Annotated in this window: 23 protein-coding genes; 11 read left to right on the top strand and 12 right to left on the bottom strand. The window is 69.2% G+C overall.

All coding sequences use genetic code 11. The annotated features are described in order from the left end of the window. Window positions 1-13: 13 nt before the first annotated feature. Window positions 14-1,408 carry a mycothione reductase gene (locus tag ABD156_RS39205; protein ID WP_344286082.1) on the top strand — a complete coding sequence of 465 codons (1,395 nt, stop codon included), beginning with the start codon at window positions 14-16 and terminating at the stop codon, window positions 1,406-1,408. Window positions 1,409-1,510: 102 nt separating this feature from the next. Then, window positions 1,511-1,783, top strand: a complete 273-nt coding sequence (locus tag ABD156_RS39200) for a hypothetical protein (protein ID WP_344286081.1) — start codon at window positions 1,511-1,513, stop codon at window positions 1,781-1,783. Between the two features lie 104 nt (window positions 1,784-1,887). Here ABD156_RS39200 and ABD156_RS39195 read toward each other — a convergent pair whose 3' ends face one another. After that, the gene (locus tag ABD156_RS39195) at window positions 1,888-3,162 is read right to left on the bottom strand and encodes a CynX/NimT family MFS transporter (protein WP_344286080.1); all 1,275 of its coding nucleotides are present in this window, start codon (window positions 3,160-3,162) and stop codon (window positions 1,888-1,890) included. A 48-nt stretch (window positions 3,163-3,210) separates the two neighbouring features. Between ABD156_RS39195 and ABD156_RS39190 the strand changes: the two genes are divergently transcribed. Beyond that, on the top strand, window positions 3,211-3,885 hold the full coding sequence (locus ABD156_RS39190; RefSeq protein WP_344286079.1) for a FadR/GntR family transcriptional regulator: 675 nt from the start codon (window positions 3,211-3,213) through the stop codon (window positions 3,883-3,885). Between the two features lie 65 nt (window positions 3,886-3,950). Here ABD156_RS39190 and map read toward each other — a convergent pair whose 3' ends face one another. The 3 genes from map to ABD156_RS39175 all read right to left on the bottom strand — a co-directional run bounded on the left by map (window position 3,951) and on the right by ABD156_RS39175 (window position 7,374). Beyond that, window positions 3,951-4,808 carry a type I methionyl aminopeptidase gene (gene map / locus ABD156_RS39185; protein ID WP_344286078.1) on the bottom strand — a complete coding sequence of 286 codons (858 nt, stop codon included), beginning with the start codon at window positions 4,806-4,808 and terminating at the stop codon, window positions 3,951-3,953. Between the two features lie 41 nt (window positions 4,809-4,849). Further along, the gene (locus tag ABD156_RS39180) at window positions 4,850-5,704 is read right to left on the bottom strand and encodes a GNAT family N-acetyltransferase (protein WP_037820337.1); all 855 of its coding nucleotides are present in this window, start codon (window positions 5,702-5,704) and stop codon (window positions 4,850-4,852) included. A 347-nt stretch (window positions 5,705-6,051) separates the two neighbouring features. Then, a complete protein-coding gene (locus ABD156_RS39175) occupies window positions 6,052-7,374 on the bottom strand; it encodes a glycoside hydrolase family 27 protein (RefSeq protein ID WP_344286077.1) in 1,323 nt (440 codons plus the stop codon). A 235-nt stretch (window positions 7,375-7,609) separates the two neighbouring features. Here ABD156_RS39175 and ABD156_RS39170 point away from each other — a divergent pair, with 235 nt between their 5' ends. Beyond that, window positions 7,610-10,234 carry a fibronectin type III domain-containing protein gene (locus ABD156_RS39170; RefSeq protein ID WP_344286076.1) on the top strand — a complete coding sequence of 875 codons (2,625 nt, stop codon included), beginning with the start codon at window positions 7,610-7,612 and terminating at the stop codon, window positions 10,232-10,234. 46 nt (window positions 10,235-10,280) lie between these two features. On the opposite strand, the gene ABD156_RS39165 is transcribed toward ABD156_RS39170, so the two are convergent. Then, window positions 10,281-11,219 (bottom strand): GlxA family transcriptional regulator, encoded by a 939-nt coding sequence (locus tag ABD156_RS39165; RefSeq protein WP_344286075.1) that lies wholly within the window; start codon window positions 11,217-11,219, stop codon window positions 10,281-10,283. 71 nt (window positions 11,220-11,290) lie between these two features. Here ABD156_RS39165 and ABD156_RS39160 point away from each other — a divergent pair, with 71 nt between their 5' ends. Beyond that, window positions 11,291-11,626 (top strand): cupin domain-containing protein, encoded by a 336-nt coding sequence (locus ABD156_RS39160; RefSeq protein ID WP_344286074.1) that lies wholly within the window; start codon window positions 11,291-11,293, stop codon window positions 11,624-11,626. Here the strand turns inward: ABD156_RS39160 and ABD156_RS39155 are convergent. After that, window positions 11,623-12,015 carry a VOC family protein gene (locus ABD156_RS39155; protein ID WP_344286073.1) on the bottom strand — a complete coding sequence of 131 codons (393 nt, stop codon included), beginning with the start codon at window positions 12,013-12,015 and terminating at the stop codon, window positions 11,623-11,625. The genes ABD156_RS39160 and ABD156_RS39155 overlap by 4 nt on opposite strands. Then, window positions 12,012-12,836: a helix-turn-helix domain-containing protein gene (locus ABD156_RS39150; protein ID WP_344286072.1), complete on the bottom strand. Its 825-nt coding sequence runs from the start codon at window positions 12,834-12,836 to the stop codon at window positions 12,012-12,014. Before ABD156_RS39150 ends, ABD156_RS39155 begins: the two co-directional genes overlap by 4 nt. A 75-nt stretch (window positions 12,837-12,911) precedes the next feature. Here ABD156_RS39150 and ABD156_RS39145 point away from each other — a divergent pair, with 75 nt between their 5' ends. Genes ABD156_RS39145 through ABD156_RS39135 form a run of 3 tightly spaced genes read left to right on the top strand, consistent with a single transcriptional unit; the run spans window position 12,912 to window position 14,474 of the window. Further along, the gene (locus ABD156_RS39145; protein WP_344286071.1) at window positions 12,912-13,166 is read left to right on the top strand and encodes a hypothetical protein; all 255 of its coding nucleotides are present in this window, start codon (window positions 12,912-12,914) and stop codon (window positions 13,164-13,166) included. Window position 13,167: 1 nt separating this feature from the next. Continuing rightward, window positions 13,168-14,196 (top strand): DUF2891 domain-containing protein, encoded by a 1,029-nt coding sequence (locus tag ABD156_RS39140; protein ID WP_344286070.1) that lies wholly within the window; start codon window positions 13,168-13,170, stop codon window positions 14,194-14,196. Further along, window positions 14,196-14,474: a hypothetical protein gene (locus ABD156_RS39135; protein ID WP_344286069.1), complete on the top strand. Its 279-nt coding sequence runs from the start codon at window positions 14,196-14,198 to the stop codon at window positions 14,472-14,474. Before ABD156_RS39140 ends, ABD156_RS39135 begins: the two co-directional genes overlap by 1 nt. Here the strand turns inward: ABD156_RS39135 and ABD156_RS39130 are convergent. Then, the gene (locus tag ABD156_RS39130) at window positions 14,471-15,076 is read right to left on the bottom strand and encodes a TetR/AcrR family transcriptional regulator (RefSeq protein WP_344286068.1); all 606 of its coding nucleotides are present in this window, start codon (window positions 15,074-15,076) and stop codon (window positions 14,471-14,473) included. The genes ABD156_RS39135 and ABD156_RS39130 overlap by 4 nt on opposite strands. A gap of 89 nt (window positions 15,077-15,165) precedes the next feature. Between ABD156_RS39130 and ABD156_RS39125 the strand changes: the two genes are divergently transcribed. Then, window positions 15,166-15,636, top strand: a complete 471-nt coding sequence (locus ABD156_RS39125) for a nitroreductase/quinone reductase family protein (protein WP_344286067.1) — start codon at window positions 15,166-15,168, stop codon at window positions 15,634-15,636. Window positions 15,637-15,706: 70 nt separating this feature from the next. On the opposite strand, the gene ispG is transcribed toward ABD156_RS39125, so the two are convergent. The 3 genes from ispG to dxr form a co-directional block, all read right to left on the bottom strand. Continuing rightward, entirely contained in the window at window positions 15,707-16,858 is a 1,152-nt protein-coding gene (gene ispG, locus ABD156_RS39120) for a flavodoxin-dependent (E)-4-hydroxy-3-methylbut-2-enyl-diphosphate synthase (protein ID WP_337822568.1), read from the bottom strand. 118 nt (window positions 16,859-16,976) lie between these two features. After that, window positions 16,977-18,179 (bottom strand): M50 family metallopeptidase, encoded by a 1,203-nt coding sequence (locus ABD156_RS39115; protein ID WP_344286066.1) that lies wholly within the window; start codon window positions 18,177-18,179, stop codon window positions 16,977-16,979. 173 nt (window positions 18,180-18,352) lie between these two features. Then, window positions 18,353-19,549, bottom strand: a complete 1,197-nt coding sequence (dxr, locus tag ABD156_RS39110) for a 1-deoxy-D-xylulose-5-phosphate reductoisomerase (RefSeq protein WP_344286065.1) — start codon at window positions 19,547-19,549, stop codon at window positions 18,353-18,355. 93 nt (window positions 19,550-19,642) lie between these two features. Between dxr and ABD156_RS39105 the strand changes: the two genes are divergently transcribed. After that, window positions 19,643-19,897, top strand: a complete 255-nt coding sequence (locus ABD156_RS39105) for a DUF2631 domain-containing protein (RefSeq protein ID WP_067591018.1) — start codon at window positions 19,643-19,645, stop codon at window positions 19,895-19,897. Between the two features lie 42 nt (window positions 19,898-19,939). Further along, window positions 19,940-20,611, top strand: a complete 672-nt coding sequence (locus ABD156_RS39100; RefSeq protein WP_344286064.1) for a peptidylprolyl isomerase — start codon at window positions 19,940-19,942, stop codon at window positions 20,609-20,611. Window positions 20,612-20,642: 31 nt separating this feature from the next. Here ABD156_RS39100 and ABD156_RS39095 read toward each other — a convergent pair whose 3' ends face one another. Then, entirely contained in the window at window positions 20,643-21,155 is a 513-nt protein-coding gene (locus tag ABD156_RS39095) for a hypothetical protein (protein ID WP_344286063.1), read from the bottom strand. Window positions 21,156-21,169: the final 14 nt, after the last annotated feature.

The raw sequence follows: 21,169 nt of genomic DNA, 5'->3' as shown, positions 1-21,169 counted from the left end.
GGGAAGGACCGCCGTGCCGCACTACGACCTGGTGATCATCGGGACCGGATCGGGAAACTCGATCCTCGGGCCGGAGTTCGCCGACCTCCGGACGGCCATCGTCGAGAAGGGCGTGTTCGGCGGGACCTGCCTGAACGTCGGCTGCATCCCGACGAAGATGTTCGTCTACGCCGCCGACGTCGCCGCGACGCCCGCTGGCAGCTCGCGCTTCGGCGTGGACGAGGAGCTCACCGCGGTGCGCTGGCCGGACATCCGGGACCGGATCTTCGGCCGGATCGACCCGATCGCCGAGGGCGGCGCGGAGTACCGCGAGAACCACGAGGACAACCGCAACGTCGACGTCTACCGCGGCGAGGGCCGGTTCACCGGGATGAAGGAGCTGCGCGTCAGCTTCCCCGACGGGCGTCCGGACGAGGTCGTCACCGCGGACCGGTTCGTGCTCGCCGCGGGCGGGCGGCCGGTGATCCCGGACGTGCCGGGGCTGGCCGAAACCGGGTACTACACCTCCGACACGATCATGCGCCTCGACGCCCTGCCGGAGCGGATCGTCATCCTCGGCGGCGGCTACATCGCGGCGGAATTCGCGCACGTCTTCGCGTCGTTCGGCGTCGCGGTCACGATGGTGAACCGCTCCGGCGCCCTGCTGCGGCAGGAGGACGCGGACGTCAGCGCCCGGTTCACCGAACTGGCTTCGCAGCGGTTCGACGTCCGGCTGGAGCGCAAGACGGTTCGCGCGCGCCGCACGGACAACGGGGTCGCGCTGGATCTCGAAGGCCCGCAGGGCGCGGAGACCGTCGAGGCCGATCTGATCCTGGTCGCCACCGGCCGCAAGCCGAACTCGGATCTGCTCGACGTGGCCGCCACCGGCGTCGCCACCACCGAGCGCGGGCACGTCGTGGTGGACGACTACCAGCAGACGTCCGTCGAAGGCATCTACGCGCTCGGGGACATCTCGTCGCCGCTGGAGCTGAAGCACGTCGCGAACCACGAAGCCCGCGTGGTGCAACACAATCTGGCGCACCCGGACGACCGCATCAAGGCCGACCACCGCTTCGTGCCGCACGCGGTGTTCACCTCGCCGCAGGTGGCGTCGGTCGGACTGACCGAGGCGCAGGCGACCGAACGCGGACTGTCCTTTGTGGTCTCGAAGCAGGACTACGCGGGCATCGCCTACGGCTGGGCGATGGAGGACACCACCGGTTTCGCGAAGCTGCTCGCCGACCCGGCGACCGGACAGCTGCTGGGCGCGCACATCATCGGCCCGCAGGCGTCGACGGTGATCCAGCCGCTGATCCAGGCGATGAGCTTCGGCCTCGACGCGCGGTCGATGGCGCGCGGGCAGTACTGGATCCACCCGGCGATGCCGGAACTGGTGGAAAACGCGCTGCTGAACCTGCCGCTCGACTGACCCCGGGGATACCCAGAGTTGATCTCGCGCCGAGGCGATTCCCGAATCGGGTAACAAGGATGTCGCGTTGTTACTGTTCCCCGCGGAGGTGCGGGGACTGACATGACCGACATGATCGCCGGGGGAATCGTTGTGGCCGCGAAAGATTTGGCCGCTCGCTGGAGCGAGGTCACGGATCTCGAGCTGATGTTCGCCGTGCGGCGCGCGGAGCTCGGGACGACGGCCGCGACGCAGGCATTGCTGGAAGAGCTTCGGGCGATGCCGTCCGAACAGGCTGTGCAATGTCTCGCGGTCGCGGTGGCCGCGCTCGACGACGTCCGGCGCACCGGCCAGCTTCCCGGGCCGGTGCTGGAAGACGCCGCGCTGGCGAGTTAGGCGGCTGTCCGGCGGCAGTGTCCACAGTGGGCAGACCTCGTCGGGACCAGTGACCAAACGAAGCGGGCGGCCGGTGATCCACCGGCCGCCCGTTTCCTGTCTGGTCAGACGAATCGACGCCGACCGGCGAGACCGCCGAAGATCATCTGCGTCACCATCACCACGAGCAGCACGATCAACGACACCGTCCAACTGCCCGTCGCATCGTGCAGCAGGCCGAACACGAACGGCCCCACCGCGGCCAGCAGGTACCCGAAGCCCTGCGCCATCCCCGACAACCGCGCTGTCTCGGCACCACTGCGGGCGCGCAACGCGATCACCGTCAGCGCCAGCGAGAACACGCTCATCCCGATGCCGAGCAGGACGCTCCACAGCAGCGGCGAGAATCCGGGCGCGATGACCAGACCCAGCATCCCAGCGGCACCGAAGACGCCCATTCCGACGATCCACGGGCTCTGGCTCTTCTGCCGCGCCGCGATCGGCGGGATCACCAGGCTGATCGGCACCGCGATCACCGAGATCAGGCCGAGCAGCAGACCGGCGTCGGCCTTGCTGACTCCCGCGTCGATGAAGACCTGCGGCAGCCAGCCCATCACGACGTAGGCGATGAACGACTGCAGCCCGAAGAAAATCGTGACGATCCACGCCAGCGGGCTGCGCATCAGCGACCGGGCGCGGGCGGCGCCGGCGGCCGGGCGCGGCGGGCGGCCGGCACCGCGCGAAGCGATCAGCCACGCCACCAAAGCGATCGCCGACAGCACGCCCCACGCGCCGAGCGCGGCACGCCAGCCGCCGAAGGCGGATTCCAGCGGCGGGCTCAGTGCGGAACCCGCCGCGCCGCCGCCCTGCAGCGCCGCGGTGTAGACGCCGGTCATGAGCCCGACACGAGCCGGGAACGAATCCTTGATGACCACCGGGATCAGCACGTTGACCAGCGCGATTCCGGCGGTGGCGATGAGCGTGCCGCCGAGCACGACGTACGGTCCGTCGAGCACCCGCACCGCCAGGCCCGCGGTCAGCACCGCCAGCGCGAGACCGATCGCCGGGCCGATGCCCAGGCGGCGCGACAGCACGGGCGCGGCCAGGCCGGCGCCCGCGAAGCACAGGCCGGGCAGGGTCGTGAGGACGCTCGCCCACACCGCGGACGCGCCGAGGCTTCCGCGCATTTCCGCGAGCAGCGGGCCGACGCTCGTGATCGCCGGCCGCAGGTTCATCGCCGTCAGCACCACCGCGACCGCCAGCAGCACGCCGCCGGCCACCACGCCCGGCCGGCGACCGGCGGGCACCTCTTCCTCGAGGCTGCCTTCCAGTTCGAGCTCGAGCCGGTCGGAATAGGTGGCGGTGGACACGGCTGCGGAGTCTCGGGAATCGGCGGACATGTGCGCTACTATCGCATACGTAGGATGATTGGATGAAGGGATCAGGCTGTGCCGTTGGCCACCACCCGCCGCGCCGGACTCGTCGACCAGGTCATCGACCAGCTGCGCGAGGCGGTCACCGCAGGAGAATGGCCGATCGGGCACCGGATCCCGACCGAGCCGGAGCTGTCCGCTCAGCTGGGCGTCGGGCGCAACACGGTCCGCGAGGCCGTGCGCGCGCTGGCGCACACCGGGATCTTGGAAGTCCGCCAGGGCGACGGCACCTACGTGCGCGCGACGAGCGAGGTGTCCGGCGCGATCCGCCGGCTGTGCGGCACGGAACTGCGCGAGGTGCTGCACGTGCGCCGGCTGCTGGAGGTCGAAGGCGCCCGGCTGGCCGCGACCGCGCGCACCGACGAAGACGTGGCCGAGCTGCGCGTCCTGCTCAACCGCCGCGACACCGACTGGGACGAAGGCCGCCTCGACGATTTCGCCCGCAGCGACGCGGAATTCCACCAGGTGGTGGTCCGGTGCGGGCACAACGGGCTGCTGCTGGAGCTCTACCGCGGCCTGATGGAGGCGATCACCGCGAGCGTGGCGTCCACTTCGGACAATCCGGAGCACGCGGAGATGATCCGGCACCGGGAGCTGGTGGACGCGATCGAAGCCCGCGACGCGGATCGGTCGGCCGCCGAAGCCGCGGGATTCTTGGACGTGCTGATCGCGCGGGCGGAAGACCTGTAGCTGTCCGTGAAGGGCTCCTTGAGGGAATCAGATTCCCTCAAGGAGCCCTTCACGGACAGCTCGTATTACGGGAGCGTCAGGATCTCCGCGCCGTCAGCGGTCACGACCAGGGTGTGCTCGAACTGGGCGGTCCACTTCTTGTCCTTCGTGGTGACCGTCCAGTCGTCGCTCCACACGTCGTAGTCGATGGTGCCGAGCGTGATCATCGGCTCGATCGTGAAGGTCATGCCCTCTTCGATCAGCGTCTGCACCGAGGGCTCCTCGTAGTGCAGCACCGTCGGCGCGGTGTGGAACGCCGGGCCGACGCCGTGGCCGGTGAAGTCGCGGACCACGCCGTAGCCGAAGCGCTTCGCGTACGCCTCGATCACGCGGCCGATCACATTCAACTGCCGACCGGGGCGGACTGCCTTGATCGCGCGCGCGGTCGCCTCGCGGGTGCGCTCGACCAGGAGCCGCACCTCCTCGGAGACGTCGCCGGCGAGGAACGTCGCGTTGGTGTCGCCGTGCACGCCGCCGATGAACGCCGTCACGTCGATGTTGCAGATGTCGCCGTCCTCGATCACGGTCGAGTCCGGGATGCCGTGGCAGATCACCTCGTTCAGCGAGGTGCAGCACGACTTCGGGAAGCCGCGGTAGCCGAGCGTCGACGGGTACGCGTGGTGGTCGAGCAGGAATTCGTGCACGACCTTGTCGACGTCGTCGGTGGTCGCGCCCGGCTTGACCGCCTTGCCGCCCTCCTCGAGAGCCTGCGCGGCGATCTTCGACGCGACCCGCATCGCCTCGATGACCTCGGGCGTGCGCACTCCGTTGCCGGTGTCCCGTTTCGGCGCCGGCCGGTCCACGTACTCGGGGCGGGCGATGTCGGCGGGGACGGCACGGCGCGGCGTCTGGACGCCGGGCTTCAACGGGGCGCGAACGGACATGTCCCCAGACTACGACGTCACCCGATCGCGGCGCAGCCAGCTCAGAACAGCACGGTCGCGTACTGCCCGACCTGCTGGAACCCGATCCGCCGATACGCCGCCAGCGCGGGCGCGTTGAATCCGTTCACGTACAGGCTCGCGGTCCGGCCGAGGCCGTGGACCAGGCGGTTCACCACCGCCGCGGTGCCCGCCGTGCCCAAACCGCCGCCGCGGCGGTCCGGATGCACCCAGACGCCCTGGATCTGGCCGACCCGCGCGGACATCGCGCCGATCTCGGCCTTGAACACGACCTCGCCGTCCTCGAACCGGGCGAACGCGCGGCCGGTGGAGATCAGCTCGCTCACCCGGGCGCGGTAGCTGGCCCCGCCGTCGCCGGCGCGCGGGTCGACGCCGACCTCCTCGATGAACATCGCCACCGCCGCGGGCAGGTAGCGGTCCAGTTCGTGCGGGCGGACGGTGCGGACCTGCGGATCGGCGGGCACCAGCGGGTCGCCTTCGAGCGCCATCAGCGGCTGGTCGCCGCGTACCTCGCGGGCCGGCCCCCATTCCGACGACAGCTCGTCCCAGAGCCCGAGCACCTGCGGCGCGGGCCCGACGAGCGAGGAGCAGGTGCGCTGGCGGCGCAGCGCCCGGTCGGCGAACGAACGCAGCGCCGAAGCGTTGCCGCGCAACGGGATCAGGTTCGGTCCGGCGAAGCACAAACCGGTGAGCCGCCCAGCGCGCACCGGACGGGCGTCGGCCGCCCACAGCTCGCCACCAAGACGCCACGGGTCGAGACCGGCCGCCTCGACCCGGGCGCTGACCATGCAGCTGCCCACCGGGTCGGCGGCGAGTGCAGCGCGCACCGCCGGATAGTCCCGATCATCGAGCAGCCGTGCACCTGCAAGCCGCAACACGGGGTCCAGAGTGCCAGATGAACCGGGTGAACGGAACGCGAGCCAGGCGACACGCTGAGATGAATGAACCTCGCACCCGAACGGCGGCGCCCCGGCGGGCTCCGCCACCGACAGTGCCCGAACCCGCCGCACAGCGCTCCGGAGGCACCCCGCCCTGGCGCCTCCGGAGCTGTCCCCCTGGAGTCCGTGAGGGGAACCCTGGGGGAATCAGAGTCCGTGAAGGTGGCCCTCACGGACGGCTCACTCGCAATAGCCCGCCGAGCCAGCCCCGCACCAGAGCGAGGTTGTTGTCCGTGAAGGGCTCCTTGAGGGAATCTGATTCCCTCAAGGAGCCCTTCACGGACGGCTCAGCGAGGCCGCGGAACCAGGTGCAGCAGCCGCGAAGCGTGCGGCGCGAGTGTCGCGGTGAAACTGTCCCGGCTCACCCCCAGGTTCCGATGCGTCCACAGATCCCGCACCGCGGCCGGGCCGCGCAGTCCCAGATCCGGCCAGGACGCGGTCACCGGGGCCTCCGTCGAGCCCAGGTTGAACAGTGCGACCGTCACTCCGCCGTGGCCGTCGGGGCTGAACCACACCTGCTGCTGCGTTGCCTGCGAAACCGGACGCGCCGGTCGGCCGGCCTGGTCGACGGCCAGCACTTCGCGGTTAGTGAGCAGTTTCAGGTCGTCCGGGTCGAGTTTGGTCAGGTCGGTGCCGAGCAGCAGCGGCGAGGATTCGATCGCCCACAGCGTCATCACGCTTTGCCGCTCGTCCGGGGTGATGCCGTTCGCTTCGCCGTTGCCGATCTCGATGGAGTCCAGGTCGTTCCAATGACCGGGGCCCGCGAAGCCAGTCCACTTGGGAGCGTCGGCGAAACGCAGCTTGACCCGCACGTCCCAGTTCGTGAGGCCGACGCAATGCGAGTAGCACTCGATGTCGCCTTCGATCCGCCAGCCGTTGCTGTAGCGCTGCCAGGTCGCAGCCTCGGCGATGCTGAGCGAATTGGACAGTTCCAAGTGGATCGGACGGCCGCTGGCCTGGATCGCCGAATGCCACTGCCGGATGTCCTCGCGGTTGTCCGCGGGGATCTTCCCGCCGCCGGGTCCGACGAAGTCCATTTTGATGTAGTCGACGCCCCACGACGCCAGCTGCCGCGCCTGGGAGCGGACGTACGCGGCCGCGCCGGGCTTGCTGAAGTCGAGCTTCGCGGATTTGTCGTCCGCGGTGTTGCCCGCGCCTGCCGTGACGATGTCGTGCACCCGGTACGGCGTGCCCTCGATCGGCGAGTCTGCCGCAACCGCTTGCGCGGGGACTCCGGGCACCAGGTAGATGCCGAATTTCAGGCCGCGCTGGTGCAGGTACCGGGCCAGCGAGGCAATGCCGTTCGGGAACTTCTTCGGGTCCGGCGCGACGCGGCCGAATTCGTCGACGTGGTCGTTCCAGCCCGCGTCGATGTTGATGTACCGGTAGCCGTAAGCGGCGAGCCGGTCGTGCATGACGTCGGCTTGCGCCTTGATCGTTTCCTCGGTGAACTTCCGGCGCAGCGCGCTCCAACTGCTCCAGCCCATCGGCGGCGTTCTCGCCACCGGCGTCCAGGACTCGATCGACTGACTGTCCGCCGCCGCTGTTCCCGCCAGCGCACCGGCCAGCACCGCCACCGCTGCGGCCAGCACACCGATCCTTCGCTTCATCGCGACCACCTCTCCCGGGGATCGCTTCGTTGTACGCGCGCCGAACCGGGGTCAGCAATGATTCATCGGATCACTGACCGCTAGCCGGGACGGAACCCGCCGACCGGATCAACCCTGTTCACCACCGTGAATGCTCGGAATATCCACCCGGATCCTCTCGACACGATCGCGAATAGATCCTATCTTTCTTGCGGCGCTGACTCGCGTCGTTCACTGGCGAACACGGAGGTCCCGGATGAAGCTCAGACCAGCGCGCGCCAGCGGGAGGCGCGCCCTCGGGCTCGCCGCCGCGGTGCTGACCGCGACCGCGCTGCTGCCCGCGGGTGCGGCGGCCGCGTGGCCGGGCAGCCAGGACGTGTACGTCTCGCCGTGGGGCAACGATTCCGGGTCCGGCGCCGTCTGGTCGCCGGTGCGCACGCTCCCCCGCGCCCAGCAGCTGGTCCGGCAACGCGCCGCGCACCTGAACTCCGACCTGACCGTGCACGTCTCCTCCGGCACCTACCGGCTCGACAAGCCGCTCGAACTCGACGCGGCCGATTCCGGCTCGAACGGCCACCGGATCGTCTGGCAGGGTTCGCCGGGCACCGTGGTCAGCGGCGGCAAGCAGGTCAACGGCTGGCGTCCGGTCGCCGGACGGCCGGGGCTCTACTCCGCGCCCGCGCCAGCCGGGCTGGACAACACCCGCCAGCTGTACGTCGACGGCGTCCGCGCGCAGCGAGCTTCCGGACGGCTTCCGGTGACCGTGAAGGCGACCGACACCGGGTACACCGCGTCCGCGGACACCATGGCGCACTGGCGAAACCCGAGCGACCTCGAGCTGGTTTACACCAGCGGCGAGGAGCTGTGGAACGTCGAGCGCAACGGCCTCGGCCAGTGGACCGAGCCGCGCTGCCCCGTCGCTTCGGCGTCCGGCACGACGATCACCATGGCCCAGCCGTGCTGGGACAACTCGACCCGGCGCGTGATGTTCGCCGACATCCCCGGCCGTTCGGTCAACATGGTCGGCCCGGGCGATCTCACCAACGGACGCCAACCGTCCTATGTGGAGAATGCGTTCGAGCTGCTGGACACTCCTGGCGAGTGGTACCTCGACCGCGCCGCGCACACCGTGTACTACCTGCCGCGCAAGGGCGAAAACCTGCACTGGGCCGACGTCGAGATGCCCGCGCTGGAGAAGCTCGTGGACGGCCGCGGCACCGCTGAGAAGCCGATCCACGACATCTCCTTCCGCGGCATCCAGTTCTCCTACGCGACGTGGCTCGAACCGTCGTCGCCGGAAGGCTTCTCCGAAATCCAGGCCGGCTACCGGATCACCGGCGAACGCGGCTGGGCCACGCAGGGCCTGTGCCAGTTCACGCCCGGCGGTTCCTGCCCGTACGCGGACTGGACGAAGGAACCCGGCAACGTCTCGCTGTCACACGGGCAGCGGATCGAGTTCCGGGACACCGTGTTCGCGCACCTCGGCGCGGCCGGGCTCGACCTCGGCGAGGGTGCGCAGGACAGCAGCGTGTCCGACAGCGTGTTCACCGACATCTCCGGCAACGGCGTCGAAATCGGCGGGGTCAGCAAGCCCACCGCCGCTGGTGCGGACCTGACCGCGCGGGTCAAGGTGACCAACAACCACCTGTACGGAATGCCGCGCGAGTTCACCGGCGGAGTGCCGATCGTCAACGGGTACTCGCAGGACAACGTCGTTTCGCACAATCAGATCGACCACGTCGCGTACTCCGGCATCTCGATGGGCTGGGGCGGCTGGCCGGACAAGATCAAGCAGGCCGCGACGCCGAATGTCTCGCGCAACAACGTGGTGTCCAACAACCTGATCCACGACTACATGCTGTCGCTGGACGACGGCGGCGGCATTTACACCCAGGGGATCACCGGGCCGTCGCAGGCCGAGGGCGAGAAGGTGACCGGGAACGTCATCTACGACCAGTGGGGTCTCGGCAAGTCTGTCTACACCGACAACGGCTGCACCTACGAAACCGTTTCCGGCAACGTGCTTTACCACGCGGCGTACGCCAACGTCGCCTCCACGCACGTGGACTACCGCGACTCGCTCGGCAACAACGACCCGACCGTCATCTCCGGAAACTACTGGGAGCAGGGCGATCCGGACGGCGACAAGAAGGGCGTCATCACGGCGGGCAACCACCTGCTGAACAACCCCGCCGCCGCGCCCAAGTCCATTGTGGACAACGCAGGGATCGAACCGGGCCACCGCTCGGTGCTGAACCGCCGGATCGACGGCGCGTCCGCTCCGCAGGCTCCGACGCGGATCGGCACGTTCTCGGTGTCCGGCCAGCTGTACGCGACCTGGAACCCGACGGTCGCGGAGAACGGCGCGCCGGTGCAGGACTACCTGCTCACCGCTTCCGACGGCAAGCGCAGTGTCACGGCTTCGGTGTCCGCCAAGGACTTCGCACGCACCGGGTACACGGTGATCCCGAAGCTGACTGATGGCCAGACGTACACGGTCACGGTCGCCGCGCAAAACCGGTTCGGGGTCGGCCTGCCGTCGCTGCCGTCGGCACCGGTCACCGCCGGGCAGCCGGGCACCCAGCTCGCGGCTGTTCCGACCGGGGCGAAGGCGCTGCCGAGCGCTGACGCGGCGAGCATCCACTGGACGCCGCCGAAGGAAACCGGGTCGACTCCGGTGATCGGCTACCGGATCACCGTGTCCGACGGCCGCACCATCGAGGTCACCGGACGCGACGCGATCGTCAGCCAGCCCACGCAGAAGGGCCTGACCCGCGTCGTGGACGGGCTGAAGTCCGGGACTGCCTACACCTTCACGATCGCGGCCGTCACCGGAACCGGCGTCGGCCCCGCGGTGACGGTGCAAACCACCACCGCGTAACCCCGGTGATCGGCGCGTACTGGACCTCCCTGCCGGTACGCGCCGATCACCCTATTCGGAAGGCTCTTCGATACGCCCCCGGCGTCGTCCCGACCTGCGCCCGGAACCGACGCCTGAGGTTCACCGCCGACACCAGGCCGACCCGCGCCGCGATCGCGTCCACCGGCAGATCCGTCTCCTCCAGCAACCGCCGCGCCTCCGCCACCCGCCGCGAAAGCAGCCACGCACCCGGGCTTGTGCCGAGCTGATCCGCGAACCGGCGGGCCAGCGTCCGCGGGGAGATCGTCAAGCGGGCAGCCAAATCCTCCACCGACAACGGCGTACCCAAGCGTTCTCCCGCCCAGTCGAGCAGCCCGTCCAACGACGCGTCCGCCGACACCTGCCGCGGCACGTACTGCACCTGCCCGCCCTCGCGATGCGTCGGCATCACCATGTGCCGCGAAATGAGCGCCGCGTGCGCCGCCCCGTGATCGCGCCGGACGAGGTGCAGGCACAGGTCGATGCCCGCTCCCGCGCCCGCGCTCGTGGCGACATCGCCGTGGTCGACGTAAAGCACGTCCGGTTCCACCCGCAGTTTCGGGAAATCCCGCTGCAGCTGGTCGAGCCGCGCCCAGTGCGTCGTCGCCGTTCTTCCGTCCAGCAGGCCGGTCTGGGCCAGCGCGAAAGAACCCGAGCAGATCGTGACCAGCCGCGCGCCGCGTTCGTGCGCGCGCAGCAACGCCCGGCGCACCTTCGGCGAGAGCGGCGTCTCGACGGGCGTCCAGCCAGGGATCAGCACCGTGTCGGCCCTGGAAAGCGCCGAAAGCCCGCTGGACACGTGTATTTCGTAGCCGGCCGTGGTCGGCACCGGCCCGGGATTCTCTGTGCACACCTCGAATTCGTAGTGCTGCGGCACCCCGCCCCGGGTCGTGCCGAACACTTCGACGCCGCAGCCGAGTTCGAACGTCGACTGCACCGGCTGGACGAGAGCCACCACGCGATGCATGGCAAGAAAGTACCCTATGACGTCTTTCCTGACACTGTCCCGCGTGCGCCGGGGAAGCCAAGCTGGGACTCATGCACCCCGAAATCCTTGCCCAGCCGGGCTACACCTCGGTCGCGGTCGACGAAGCCCCGGTGAAGGAGCTGTTCCCCGGCATCCGCCTCCGTCCGCTGTGGACCGGCGAAAACGGCGCGCACGCCAACGTCGTCGAATTCGACCCCGGCAGCACGTGGCCCGAACGTGACGTGCACGAACCCGGTTCCGAAGAAGTCTTCGTCGTCTCCGGCGTCTTCAACGACGGCGCCCGCGACTACCCGGCCGGCACGTTCATCCACGCCCCGGCGGGGTCGTGGCATGTACCCGCGACGGCGACCGGCTGCACGCTGTTCGTCTTCTACCCCGAGGGCTAAGCGCCCCGGTAACTCCCGACCGTCCAAGCATTCCCCTCGGGATCGCGGACGGTGAACGTATGCGAGCCGTAGTCGGTGTCGTGCAGCTCCAGACTGATTTCGGCACCGGCTTCGCGCACGCGGGCGTAGATTTCGTCCACTCGATCCGAGACCACGTACACCGCGCTGGCACCAGGTTTCATCTCGTCGTGCACGCCGTCGGCGGGCCCGCCGCAACTGCCCAACATCACGGCACCGCCTTCGGGCCAACGGAGTTCGGCATGCGCGACGCCGTTCTCGCCGGGGACCACGAGGGTTTCTTCGAAGCCCAGGACGTCGGCGAGGAAACGGATCGCGCCGCTGGCGTCGTTGTAACGGAAAGCTGGCCAGACTGTCGGTTGTGGTGTCATGCCAACAATTCTGCGGCGGCGGGCTTTGTCTCGTCTTGGAGAAACGGGAGCTCCTCCGCCATCCACGTCCGCGGCGAGCACCCCGCCAGCGAGCGCCACTCGTTCGTGAAGTGCGCCTGGTCGTAATACCCAGCCGCATAAGCAATCCCGGCCAGATCACGACGCCCGCTACGCAACAACCGCACCGCCCGCTCGAAACGCAGCACGCGCGCCGCCTGCTTCGGGGCCAGCCCCAGCTCCGCGCGGAACCGCTCCCCCAGATGCCGGCGGCTCCAGCCGACCTCGTCCGCCAGATCGCCGACCCGCAGCAACCCGCCGCTGCGGCGCAATTCGTGCCACGCGCGGTTCAGCTCCGGCGGCGGATCGGCGCGCTCGACCGCCCGAGCGGCCAGCACCTCGTCGAGAATCGCGAATCGGGCACGCCAATCCTCGGCCGAGGCCAGCCGGTCCGGCAGGCGGGCCAGGTCGCCGCCGAAGTCGGTCAGGTCGGTTACCCGGCCGGTCAATTCCGCGGCCGGGACGCCCAGCAGAGTCCGCGCTCCCAGTGGGTCCAGCTCCAGCTGCACGCCTCGCTGCACCTGGCCCTGCGTGATCAGCGCGGGTTCGGTGTGCAGGCCGCCGACGACGCTCTGCAGCGCTCCCGCTCCGGCGAGCCCGGCGTACCGGATCGGCTCTTCGAGGCTGATCACCAGCGTGAGGTGCCGCGAGGGCAGCCCGCGGTGCACCCCGAGGGTGCCGTTCTCTTGGGCGTAACCGACGTAGCGCGTGACCAGGCCCCGCAGCACCGGATGCGGCGGACGGGCGGCCCAGCTGTGACTCACGCGACCAGGCTAGCCCCGGACGCGGGCGAATTCTGCTACCACGGGAGAGCGGTCCCCACGATGAGGAGAAGCCCGATGACGATCCAGGAACAGGCGCAGCAGCTCGAACTGCTGGCCGACCAAGTGCCGACCGGAATCGCCCTCGCCACCAAAGAAGAACTGGAAGCCCTGCAGGCCCAGGTGCTCGGCCTGCTCGGCGAAACCGGCTCCGCGACGGCGATCCAGGGGTCGGTGCAGATCGCGATCCGGCAGATCGACGAGGTCGCGGCCTCGCTGGAGAACGTGCGGCTCCAGATCCGCGAAGCCGCCCGACATCACCTGCGCGGCTGACATGGCCGGGCTATCCGGCGCGCACGCCGGCGAGTTCGCGAAGATCGCGCTGGCCAACGTCGTGCGCGAGTATCCACACTACGAGAGCCACTGGCGCATCGACGACGCTCCCGTTCCGCCTGTCCGCGAGCTGCACCCGTGCTTCTACGGCAGCTTCGACTGGCATTCCTGCGTCGAAATGTTCTGGGTGCTGGCACATCTGCTGCGCCGCTACCCTGCCCTCGTCCCGGCCGACGAGATCCGAGACGTATTGAATGCGCACCTGACCGAGCCCGCGTTGGCCGCCGAAGCCGCCTGCTTCGCGCCGGAGCACCATCGCACGACCCAACGCCCGTACGGCTGGTCGATCCTGCTGGCTCTGACCAGGGAAACCGCGACCTGGGACGACCCTGACGCCGCGCGCTGGTCCGCTGCCCTCCAGCCGTTGAGCAGGCTTTTCGTCTCCCGCTTTCTCGACTGGCTGCCGAAGGTCACCTATCCGATCCGTTACGGCCTGCACGAGAACGGCGCCTTCGGACTCTCTCGCGCGCTGCCGTACGCCGACTACCTGGCATCCCAAGGCGAACCGCGACTGCGAGACGTGATCACCAAGACGGCCTGGCGTTGGTTCGGCTCGGACCGCGACTACCCCGGTGCCTGGGAGCCGTCCGGAGCCGACTTCCTCACTCCGGCGCTGGCCGAGGCTGAGCTGATGAGCCGCCTGATGCCGGCCGCCGATTTCGGGGCCTGGCTGGAAGGTTTCCTGCCCGGAATCGCCGACCGGAACCCGGTGGCGTTGTTCACCCCGGCTGTAGTGACCGATGCTTTCGACGGGTTGATCGCCCATCTCCACGGGCTCAACCTGCACCGCGCCTGGTGCTGGCGGCGGATCGCGGCGGCGTTGCCGAGCGGGGATGGCCGGGTTGCGGCGATCGGGGCGGCCTCGCGAGAGCATGCGGAGGCCTCCTTATCGCAGGTGACCGAGGGACCGTATGCGGTGGAACATTTCTTGGCCTACTACGCGCTTCTCCTCCTGAGCGACGCCGAATAATGTCAGACCCCTGGCTGATCATCGAAGTACTCGACGGAGAAGCCCCGGCGAGCACCTGGCGCCGCACCTACTTCGACGCGCTCCTCAAAGCCGCGATCATCGACCGCGCCGTGCGATGGTCGTGGCGGACGCACGAACGCGGCGTCGTCTTCGAGATCGCCTTCAGGACCGAGGCCATCCGCGACGAATTCTGCGACCAGCCCGCGGTGAAGGCAGCGCTCGAAGCCGTGCCGGATCCGCGCCACGGGCTCACCGTCACCCCCGGCGGAGGCGATTAGCTTTCCGGCAACGGCTCGCGGTGCTCAGCCCGCAGCCCGTCCAGCGAAATCAGCAGCAACCGGTTCCACATGTGCGGCCGGCACTCATCCGTGAACTGCGCCGCATACCCCAGAGAAATCAGCAACAGCACCAAATCTTCCGTGGTGACCCCCGGACGCAGCAACTCCGCCGCCCGCGCCCGCAGCTCCTCCAGCACCGCGCGCAGCTGCGGAATCCCCGTCGGATCGGGATCAGTCCACGTCAGCGCGAAGCTTTCCATGATCGCGCGGTGCCGGGCGCAGCCGGACAACGCCTGCCGGTAGAAGTCAGTGAGCGCCGCCCACGGGTCCTCCGCCTCGATCGCCGCCTGGCGCGCGGCCTCGGCCCATCGGGAGAAGTCCTGGTCCAAAACCGTCCGGACCAGGTCTTCCTTCTTCGGGAAGTGCCGGTACAGCGTGCCCATGCCGACCCCGCTGCGCCGCGCGATCTCGCGGACGTCGACCGCGGCTCCCTGCTCCGCCATGACCTCGGCGGCGGCCTCGACGATCGCCTCCCGGTTGCGGATCGCGTCCGCGCGCAGGGCGCGACGGCGGGCAGGAGTGTGCGGTTCAGCCACGGCCATGCGACGAGCATACTCGCTTACCCGGAGCACATGCTCCTCCTAGTGTGCTAGTTTGCGGAGCAAGTGCTCCGCCTAGCGAAGGAGATGCCGTGCCCACCCTTGACGACTGGAATGTCCGGATCCGAGCCGAATTCCGGGAGAACGCCGGATATGTCGCGTGGAGCAGTCCGGAGGAATCCGCCGCGGGCCGTCCGATACCGCCGCATATGCCGGGGTTTCCGGAAAAGGGAATGCCGCTGATTCTCGTGCACCACGTCGGCGCGAAAACCGGGAAAGCGCGGATCAGCCCGCTGTTCTACCAGCCGGTCGGGGACAACTGGGCCGTTTTCGGGACACACGGCGGCAGTCCGCACGACCCGGCGTGGTACCGCAATCTCATGGCGAATCCGCGGACTGTCATCGAGGCTGGCGCGGGAGAAATCCCGGTTGAGGCACGGCTGACCGCTGGGGAAGAACGCGCCAGAATCTGGGCGCAGCAGATCGCGCTGGTCCCGAAATTCGCCGAGTTCGAGGCCGCTTCCGGGAGACAGGTCCCGGTCGTCCTTCTCGAGCGCGTCTGACCCCGAAAAGCCGTGAAGGGCTCCTTGAGGGAATCAGATTCCCTCAAGGAGCCCTTCACGGACGGAAAACTCAGCCGACGGTGACGCTCGGCGCGCCCTCGCCGATGCTCTCGCCGGATTCCTCGGCGATCCGCATGGCCTCTTCGATCAGGGTCTCCACGATCGCGTGCTCCGGCACGGTCTTGATGACCTCGCCCTTCACGAAGATCTGGCCCTTGCCGTTGCCGGACGCGACGCCGAGGTCGGCCTCGCGCGCCTCGCCGGGGCCGTTCACGACGCAGCCCATCACCGCGACGCGCAGCGGGATCTCCATCCCCTCCAGCCCGGCGGTGACCTGGTCGGCGAGCGTGTACACGTCCACCTGCGCGCGCCCGCACGACGGGCACGACACGATCTCCAGCTTCCGCGGCCGCAGGTTCAGCGACTGCAGGATCTGCGTGCCGACCTTGACCTCTTCGACCGGCGGCGCGGACAGCGACACCCGGATGGTGTCGCCGATGCCCTGGCGCAGCAGCGCGCCGAACGCGACGGCGGACTTGATCGTGCCCTGGAACGCCGGCCCGGCCTCGGTGACGCCGAGGTGCAGCGGGTAGTCGCACTGCTCGGCGAGGATCTCGTAGGCGCGCACCATCACGACCGGGTCGTTGTGCTTGACCGAGATCTTGATGTCGTGGAAATCGTGCTCGGCGAACAGCGACGCCTCCCACATCGCCGATTCGGCGAGCGCTTCCGGGGTGGCCTTGCCGTACTTCTCGAGCAGCCGCTTGTCGAGCGACCCGGCGTTGACGCCGATCCGGATCGGCGTGCCGTGGTCCTTCGCGGCCTGCGCGATTTCCTTGACCTGGTCGTCGAACTTGCGGATGTTGCCCGGGTTCACCCGCACCGCGGCACACCCGGCCTCGATCGCGGCGAACACGTACTTGGGCTGGAAGTGGATGTCGGCGATCACCGGGATCTGCGATTTCTTCGCGATCGCGGGCAGCGCCTCGGCGTCGTCGGCCGACGGGCACGCCACGCGCACGATGTCGCAGCCGGCCGCGGTCAGCTCGGCGATCTGCTGCAGGGTGGCGTTGACGTCGGAGGTCAGCGTCGTGGTCATCGACTGCACCGAGATCGGGTGGTCGCTGCCGACGCCCACCGACCCCACCATCAGCTGGCGGGTCTTGCGACGCTCGGCGAGGACGGGCGGGGGCAGAGCGGGCATACCTAACGCGACGGTCACGCTTCCAGCGTACCCACCCCACCCGGGCGCGTTTCAACGAAGTCAGCCGACGCGGTGAGCAGCGTTACCCCTTCTCGGGCGGCCGGGCACGCACGCGTGACCCGGCCGGTGCGCGCGGTTACTGCAGGCGGATCGGATTGACGATGTCGGCGGTCACCGTGAGCAGCGTGACGCCGCCGCCGATCACCACTAAGACCATCGTGATCGCGGACAGCTTCGTGTAGTCGACCGGGCCGCCCGCGGGTTTGCCGCGCAGTCCGCGCAGCCAGTCGCGGACGCGTTCGTACCAGACGATCGCGATGTGCCCGCCGTCCATCGGCAGCAGCGGCAGCAGGTTGAACACGCCGATGAAGAAGTTCAGGCTGGCCAGCAGCAGCAGGAAGACCTGCCACAGCCCGGCCTCGACCGCCTCGCCGCCGAGCCTGCTCGCGCCGACGACGCTGACCGGGGTGTCCGGGTCGCGCTCGCCGCCGAAGATCGAGTTGAAGACCGCCGGGATGCGCTTCGGGAAGGCCATCAGCCCGTCCCACGTGCGGGCGAACATGTCGCCGGTGAACGACGCCGCGCCGCCGAACGCGCCGCCCACGCCGTACTGGATGCTCCGCGCGACGCCGACGCCGACCGCGCCCACCGATTCGGTGCCGCCGTTCGCGGCCGGGCGGGTCACCTTCGGCACGTCCACGACGAACGTCTCCTGCTTCCCGCCGCGCTCGACGACCACCGGGACCGGCCCGGAGACCGCCTTGACCTGGGTCACCATCGCGTCCCAGGTCGGCGTCGGCTTGCCCGCCACCGAGACCACGACGTCGCCGGGCAGCAGGCCCGCCTTCTTCGCCGGGGCCGGGTCGCCGGGCTGGCAGACCGGGTTGTTGACCTGGTCGACCGTGGTGCCGCCGCGCACGCAGTCGGAGATGGTCGAGACGATCGGCTTCTGGTCCACGTTCGGCAGGCCCATGGTCGCGGCCATGATGAACAGCACGATGAAGCCGAGCAGGAAGTGCGTGATGGAACCGGCCGACATCACGACGGTCCGCTTCCAGGCCTTGAACCGCCACATCGCGCGCGGAGCTTCTTCCGCGGTGACCTCGTCGAGCGCGGTCATGCCCGCGATGTCGCAGAAGCCGCCGAGCGGAATCGCCTTGAGGCCGTATTCGGTCTCGCCGCGCCGGAACGAGAACACCGTCGGCCCGAAGCCGACGAAGTAGCGGCGGACCCGCATCCCGAACATCCGGGCGGTGACCATGTGGCCCGCTTCGTGCAACGCGACCGAAACACAGATCGCGAGCGCGAAGAGCACCACGCCGATCACATAGGCAAGCACGGGCCCTGCACCTCACCCCTCAGCCGCGGCCCGCGATGCGGTGGCGGCAGGTTTCGTCTTCTTCCACGGCTTCAGGCGGTGAGACCACCCGAGAAAGTCACGGGTTCAAGTATCCGCCGCCAGCGTGAAACCAGTGTTGCATCAACCGGCCCGCCTTCGCGCACCGGTCGCGCTCATCCCAGCAGCTCGGCGGCCCGGGCGCGGGCCCACTGCTCGGCGGCGAGCACGTCCGCGACGTCGCGGGGTTCGCGCCGCCATTCGCCCGCGTCGGACACCACCCGCGACACGGTGTCCACAATCGACAGGAACGTGGCCTTGCCCGCCAGGAACGCGGCCACCGATTCCTCGTTCGCCGCGTTGAAAACCGCGGGCAGGCAGCCGCCCGCGGCACCGGCTTCGCGAGCCAGCTCGACGGCCGGGAACGCCTCGTTGTCGACCGGCTCGAACGTCCAGCTCGTCGCGGTGTCCCAGGAGCACGCGGCGGCCGCGCCGGGCACCCGGTGCGGCCAGTTCAGCGCCAGCGCGATCGGCAGCCGCATGTCCGGCGGGCTCGCCTGGGCGATGGTGGAGCCGTCGGCGAAGGTGACCATCGAGTGCACGATCGACTGCGGATGCACCGTCACGTCGATCCGCGCCGGTTCGATGCCGAACAGCAGCGACGCCTCGATCAGCTCCAGGCCCTTGTTGACGAGCGTCGCCGAGTTGATGGTGATCAGCCGGCCCATCGACCAGGTCGGATGCGCCATCGCCTGCTCGACGGTGACCTCGCCGAGGTCCGCGCGCTTTTTCCCGCGGAACGGGCCGCCGGACGCGGTGAGCACGAGCCGCGCGACCTCGTTGTCCTCGCCGGACCGCAGGGCCTGCGCCATCGCCGAATGCTCGGAGTCGACCGGCACCAGCTGTCCCGGCTTCGCCGCGGCGAGGACCAGCGGACCGCCCGCGATGAGGGATTCCTTGTTGGCCAGCGCGAGCGTCGCGCCGGTGGCCAGCGCGCGCAGCGTCGGGTCGAGGCCCTGCGAGCCCGGCACCGCGTTGAGCACGACGTCGACCGGCACCGAATCGATCAGTTCGCCGACCGCGTCAGCGCCCGCGAGAATGCGCGGAAGACGGAACTCGCCCTTCGAGTACCCCCTGCGCTGTGCCTCGGCGTACAGCGCGAGCTGCACGTCCTCGACCGCCGTGGGCTTCGTCACGGCGATGGCCGCTACTTCGTGCGCGATCGCTTGCTCGGCGAGCGCCGCCGGGTCGGAACCGCCGGCGGCGAGGCCGGCGATCGTGAACAAATGCGGATTACGTGCGGCGACGTCGAGCGCCTGGGTCCCGACAGACCCGGTGGAGCCCAGCACGAGGACGCTTCGCGAAGTAGTCATCAGCAAGCATTATGGCCCGGGTCGTGTCCGCGCGGCGGCCAGCGGTGTGGGATCATGCGGAGGCACAACGTCTGGCGGTTTGAAGGAGTGGTCGTGGCAGGCAAGGCGGTCGAGAAGCGCCCCGAGGTCGACCCGCGCGACGAGCCGTCGGCGGAGTGGGGCTGGCACGGCTCGTTCCCGAAGGCCACCCGCATCGCGGGCTGGCTGTCCGCGGTCATCCTGCTGCTGATGATCAAGGGCAACCACGAGAACAACACCGAGAACGTGTGGCTCGTCGGGCTCGCCGCGTTCATCGTCCTGCTCCTGCTGCTCGACCTGCGCAAGAGCCGCACCGCCTGGCGCAAGTAAGCCCTGGCGCCGGCGGCCCCTGATTCGCTAGTTTCCGGGCCCATGAAGCCACGCTGGGCCGCGCTCGCGGCCGCCGTCATCGCCGGTCTTTCCCTGTGCACCGCGGCCCCGGCCAGCGCTGCTCCCTCGGCGAAGCCGCCGGTGGTGAAATGCACCTTCACGCCGACGCCGGAGAACCCGGCGGCGCGTCCCGTGCTGCGCCCGCTGCCGTTCGCGCTCACCCGCGGGACGATCTACGTCACCTTCCACTACAACTACGGCCCGGTCACCGTCCGCCTCAACAGCGGCGGAGCGGCCCCGTGCGCGGTCGCGAACATGGCGAGCCTGGTGCTCCAGCACTTCTACGACCGCTCGCAGTGCTGGCGGCTGACGAACTCCGCACGCCTCGGGGTTCTGCAGTGCGGCGATATTTACGAGGTCGAAAAGGGCGGGCCTGGCTACAAGTTCCCGGACGAGGTGACCGGGGCGGAGACTTACGAGCGCGGCACTGTGGCGATGGGGAACCAGGGGCCGGGGACCAACGGGTCGGAGTTCTTCATCGTGCATTCGTTCGCGCACATTCCGGCGAATTACTCGGTGCTGGGTCGTGTGGTGCGCGGGATGGACGTACTGGACCGGATCGTGGCGGCTGGGATCATCCCCAGCGAACGCGGGCCGCTCGACGGTCTTCCTGCCAAGCCGGTGAAGATCGAACGAGTCAGCTTCGGCTTCTGAGATCCGACGAGATCGCGCGGTTCGGCGCCGGTCATCCGTTCGCACGCCTGGCCAGGACCCTCCGCGCGATCTCGCGGACACGCTCCCTGTCGTCGTCTCGCACCGACTCGATCACCCACCACGCCGCGTCGTCATCGATCGCCAGCAGCACGTCGAGCGCCTTGAACGCCAGGTCGTGGAACTCGTCCCAGTCCTGCCGCCAGTGCAACGCCCGCTCGACCGCGGGCACCGACGAAGGATCCTTGATGTCACGCCGGTGCTCGATGTCACGCAGGTACTCGAGCACGTCCCCCGGATTGACACCCCCGTCACGCAGATCCAACGCCTCGGCGAACACCGGCACATACTGGGCCGAAGGACGTTCTCCGGCCAGAGAAAGATAGGTCTGGAACCAGCGCCAGTCGGAGCGGGCCAGGTTTTCCCGCAGCCCGCGAGCGATCAACTCCTCGACGCGGGGAGTTTCCGCCAGGAAACGTAGGTCGCTCCGGCCACCGGGATCGGTCGCGCGCACGAATTCGTCGAACTTCCTGAAATCCTGGTTCATGGCAGCACGTCCCC

It is taken from the genome of Amycolatopsis albidoflavus, assembly GCF_039525725.1.
Taxonomy (GTDB): domain Bacteria; phylum Actinomycetota; class Actinomycetes; order Mycobacteriales; family Pseudonocardiaceae; genus Amycolatopsis; species Amycolatopsis albidoflava.
Note: the sequence above shows the minus strand (reverse complement) of the source record. Positions and strands in the feature narration are given on the sequence as shown.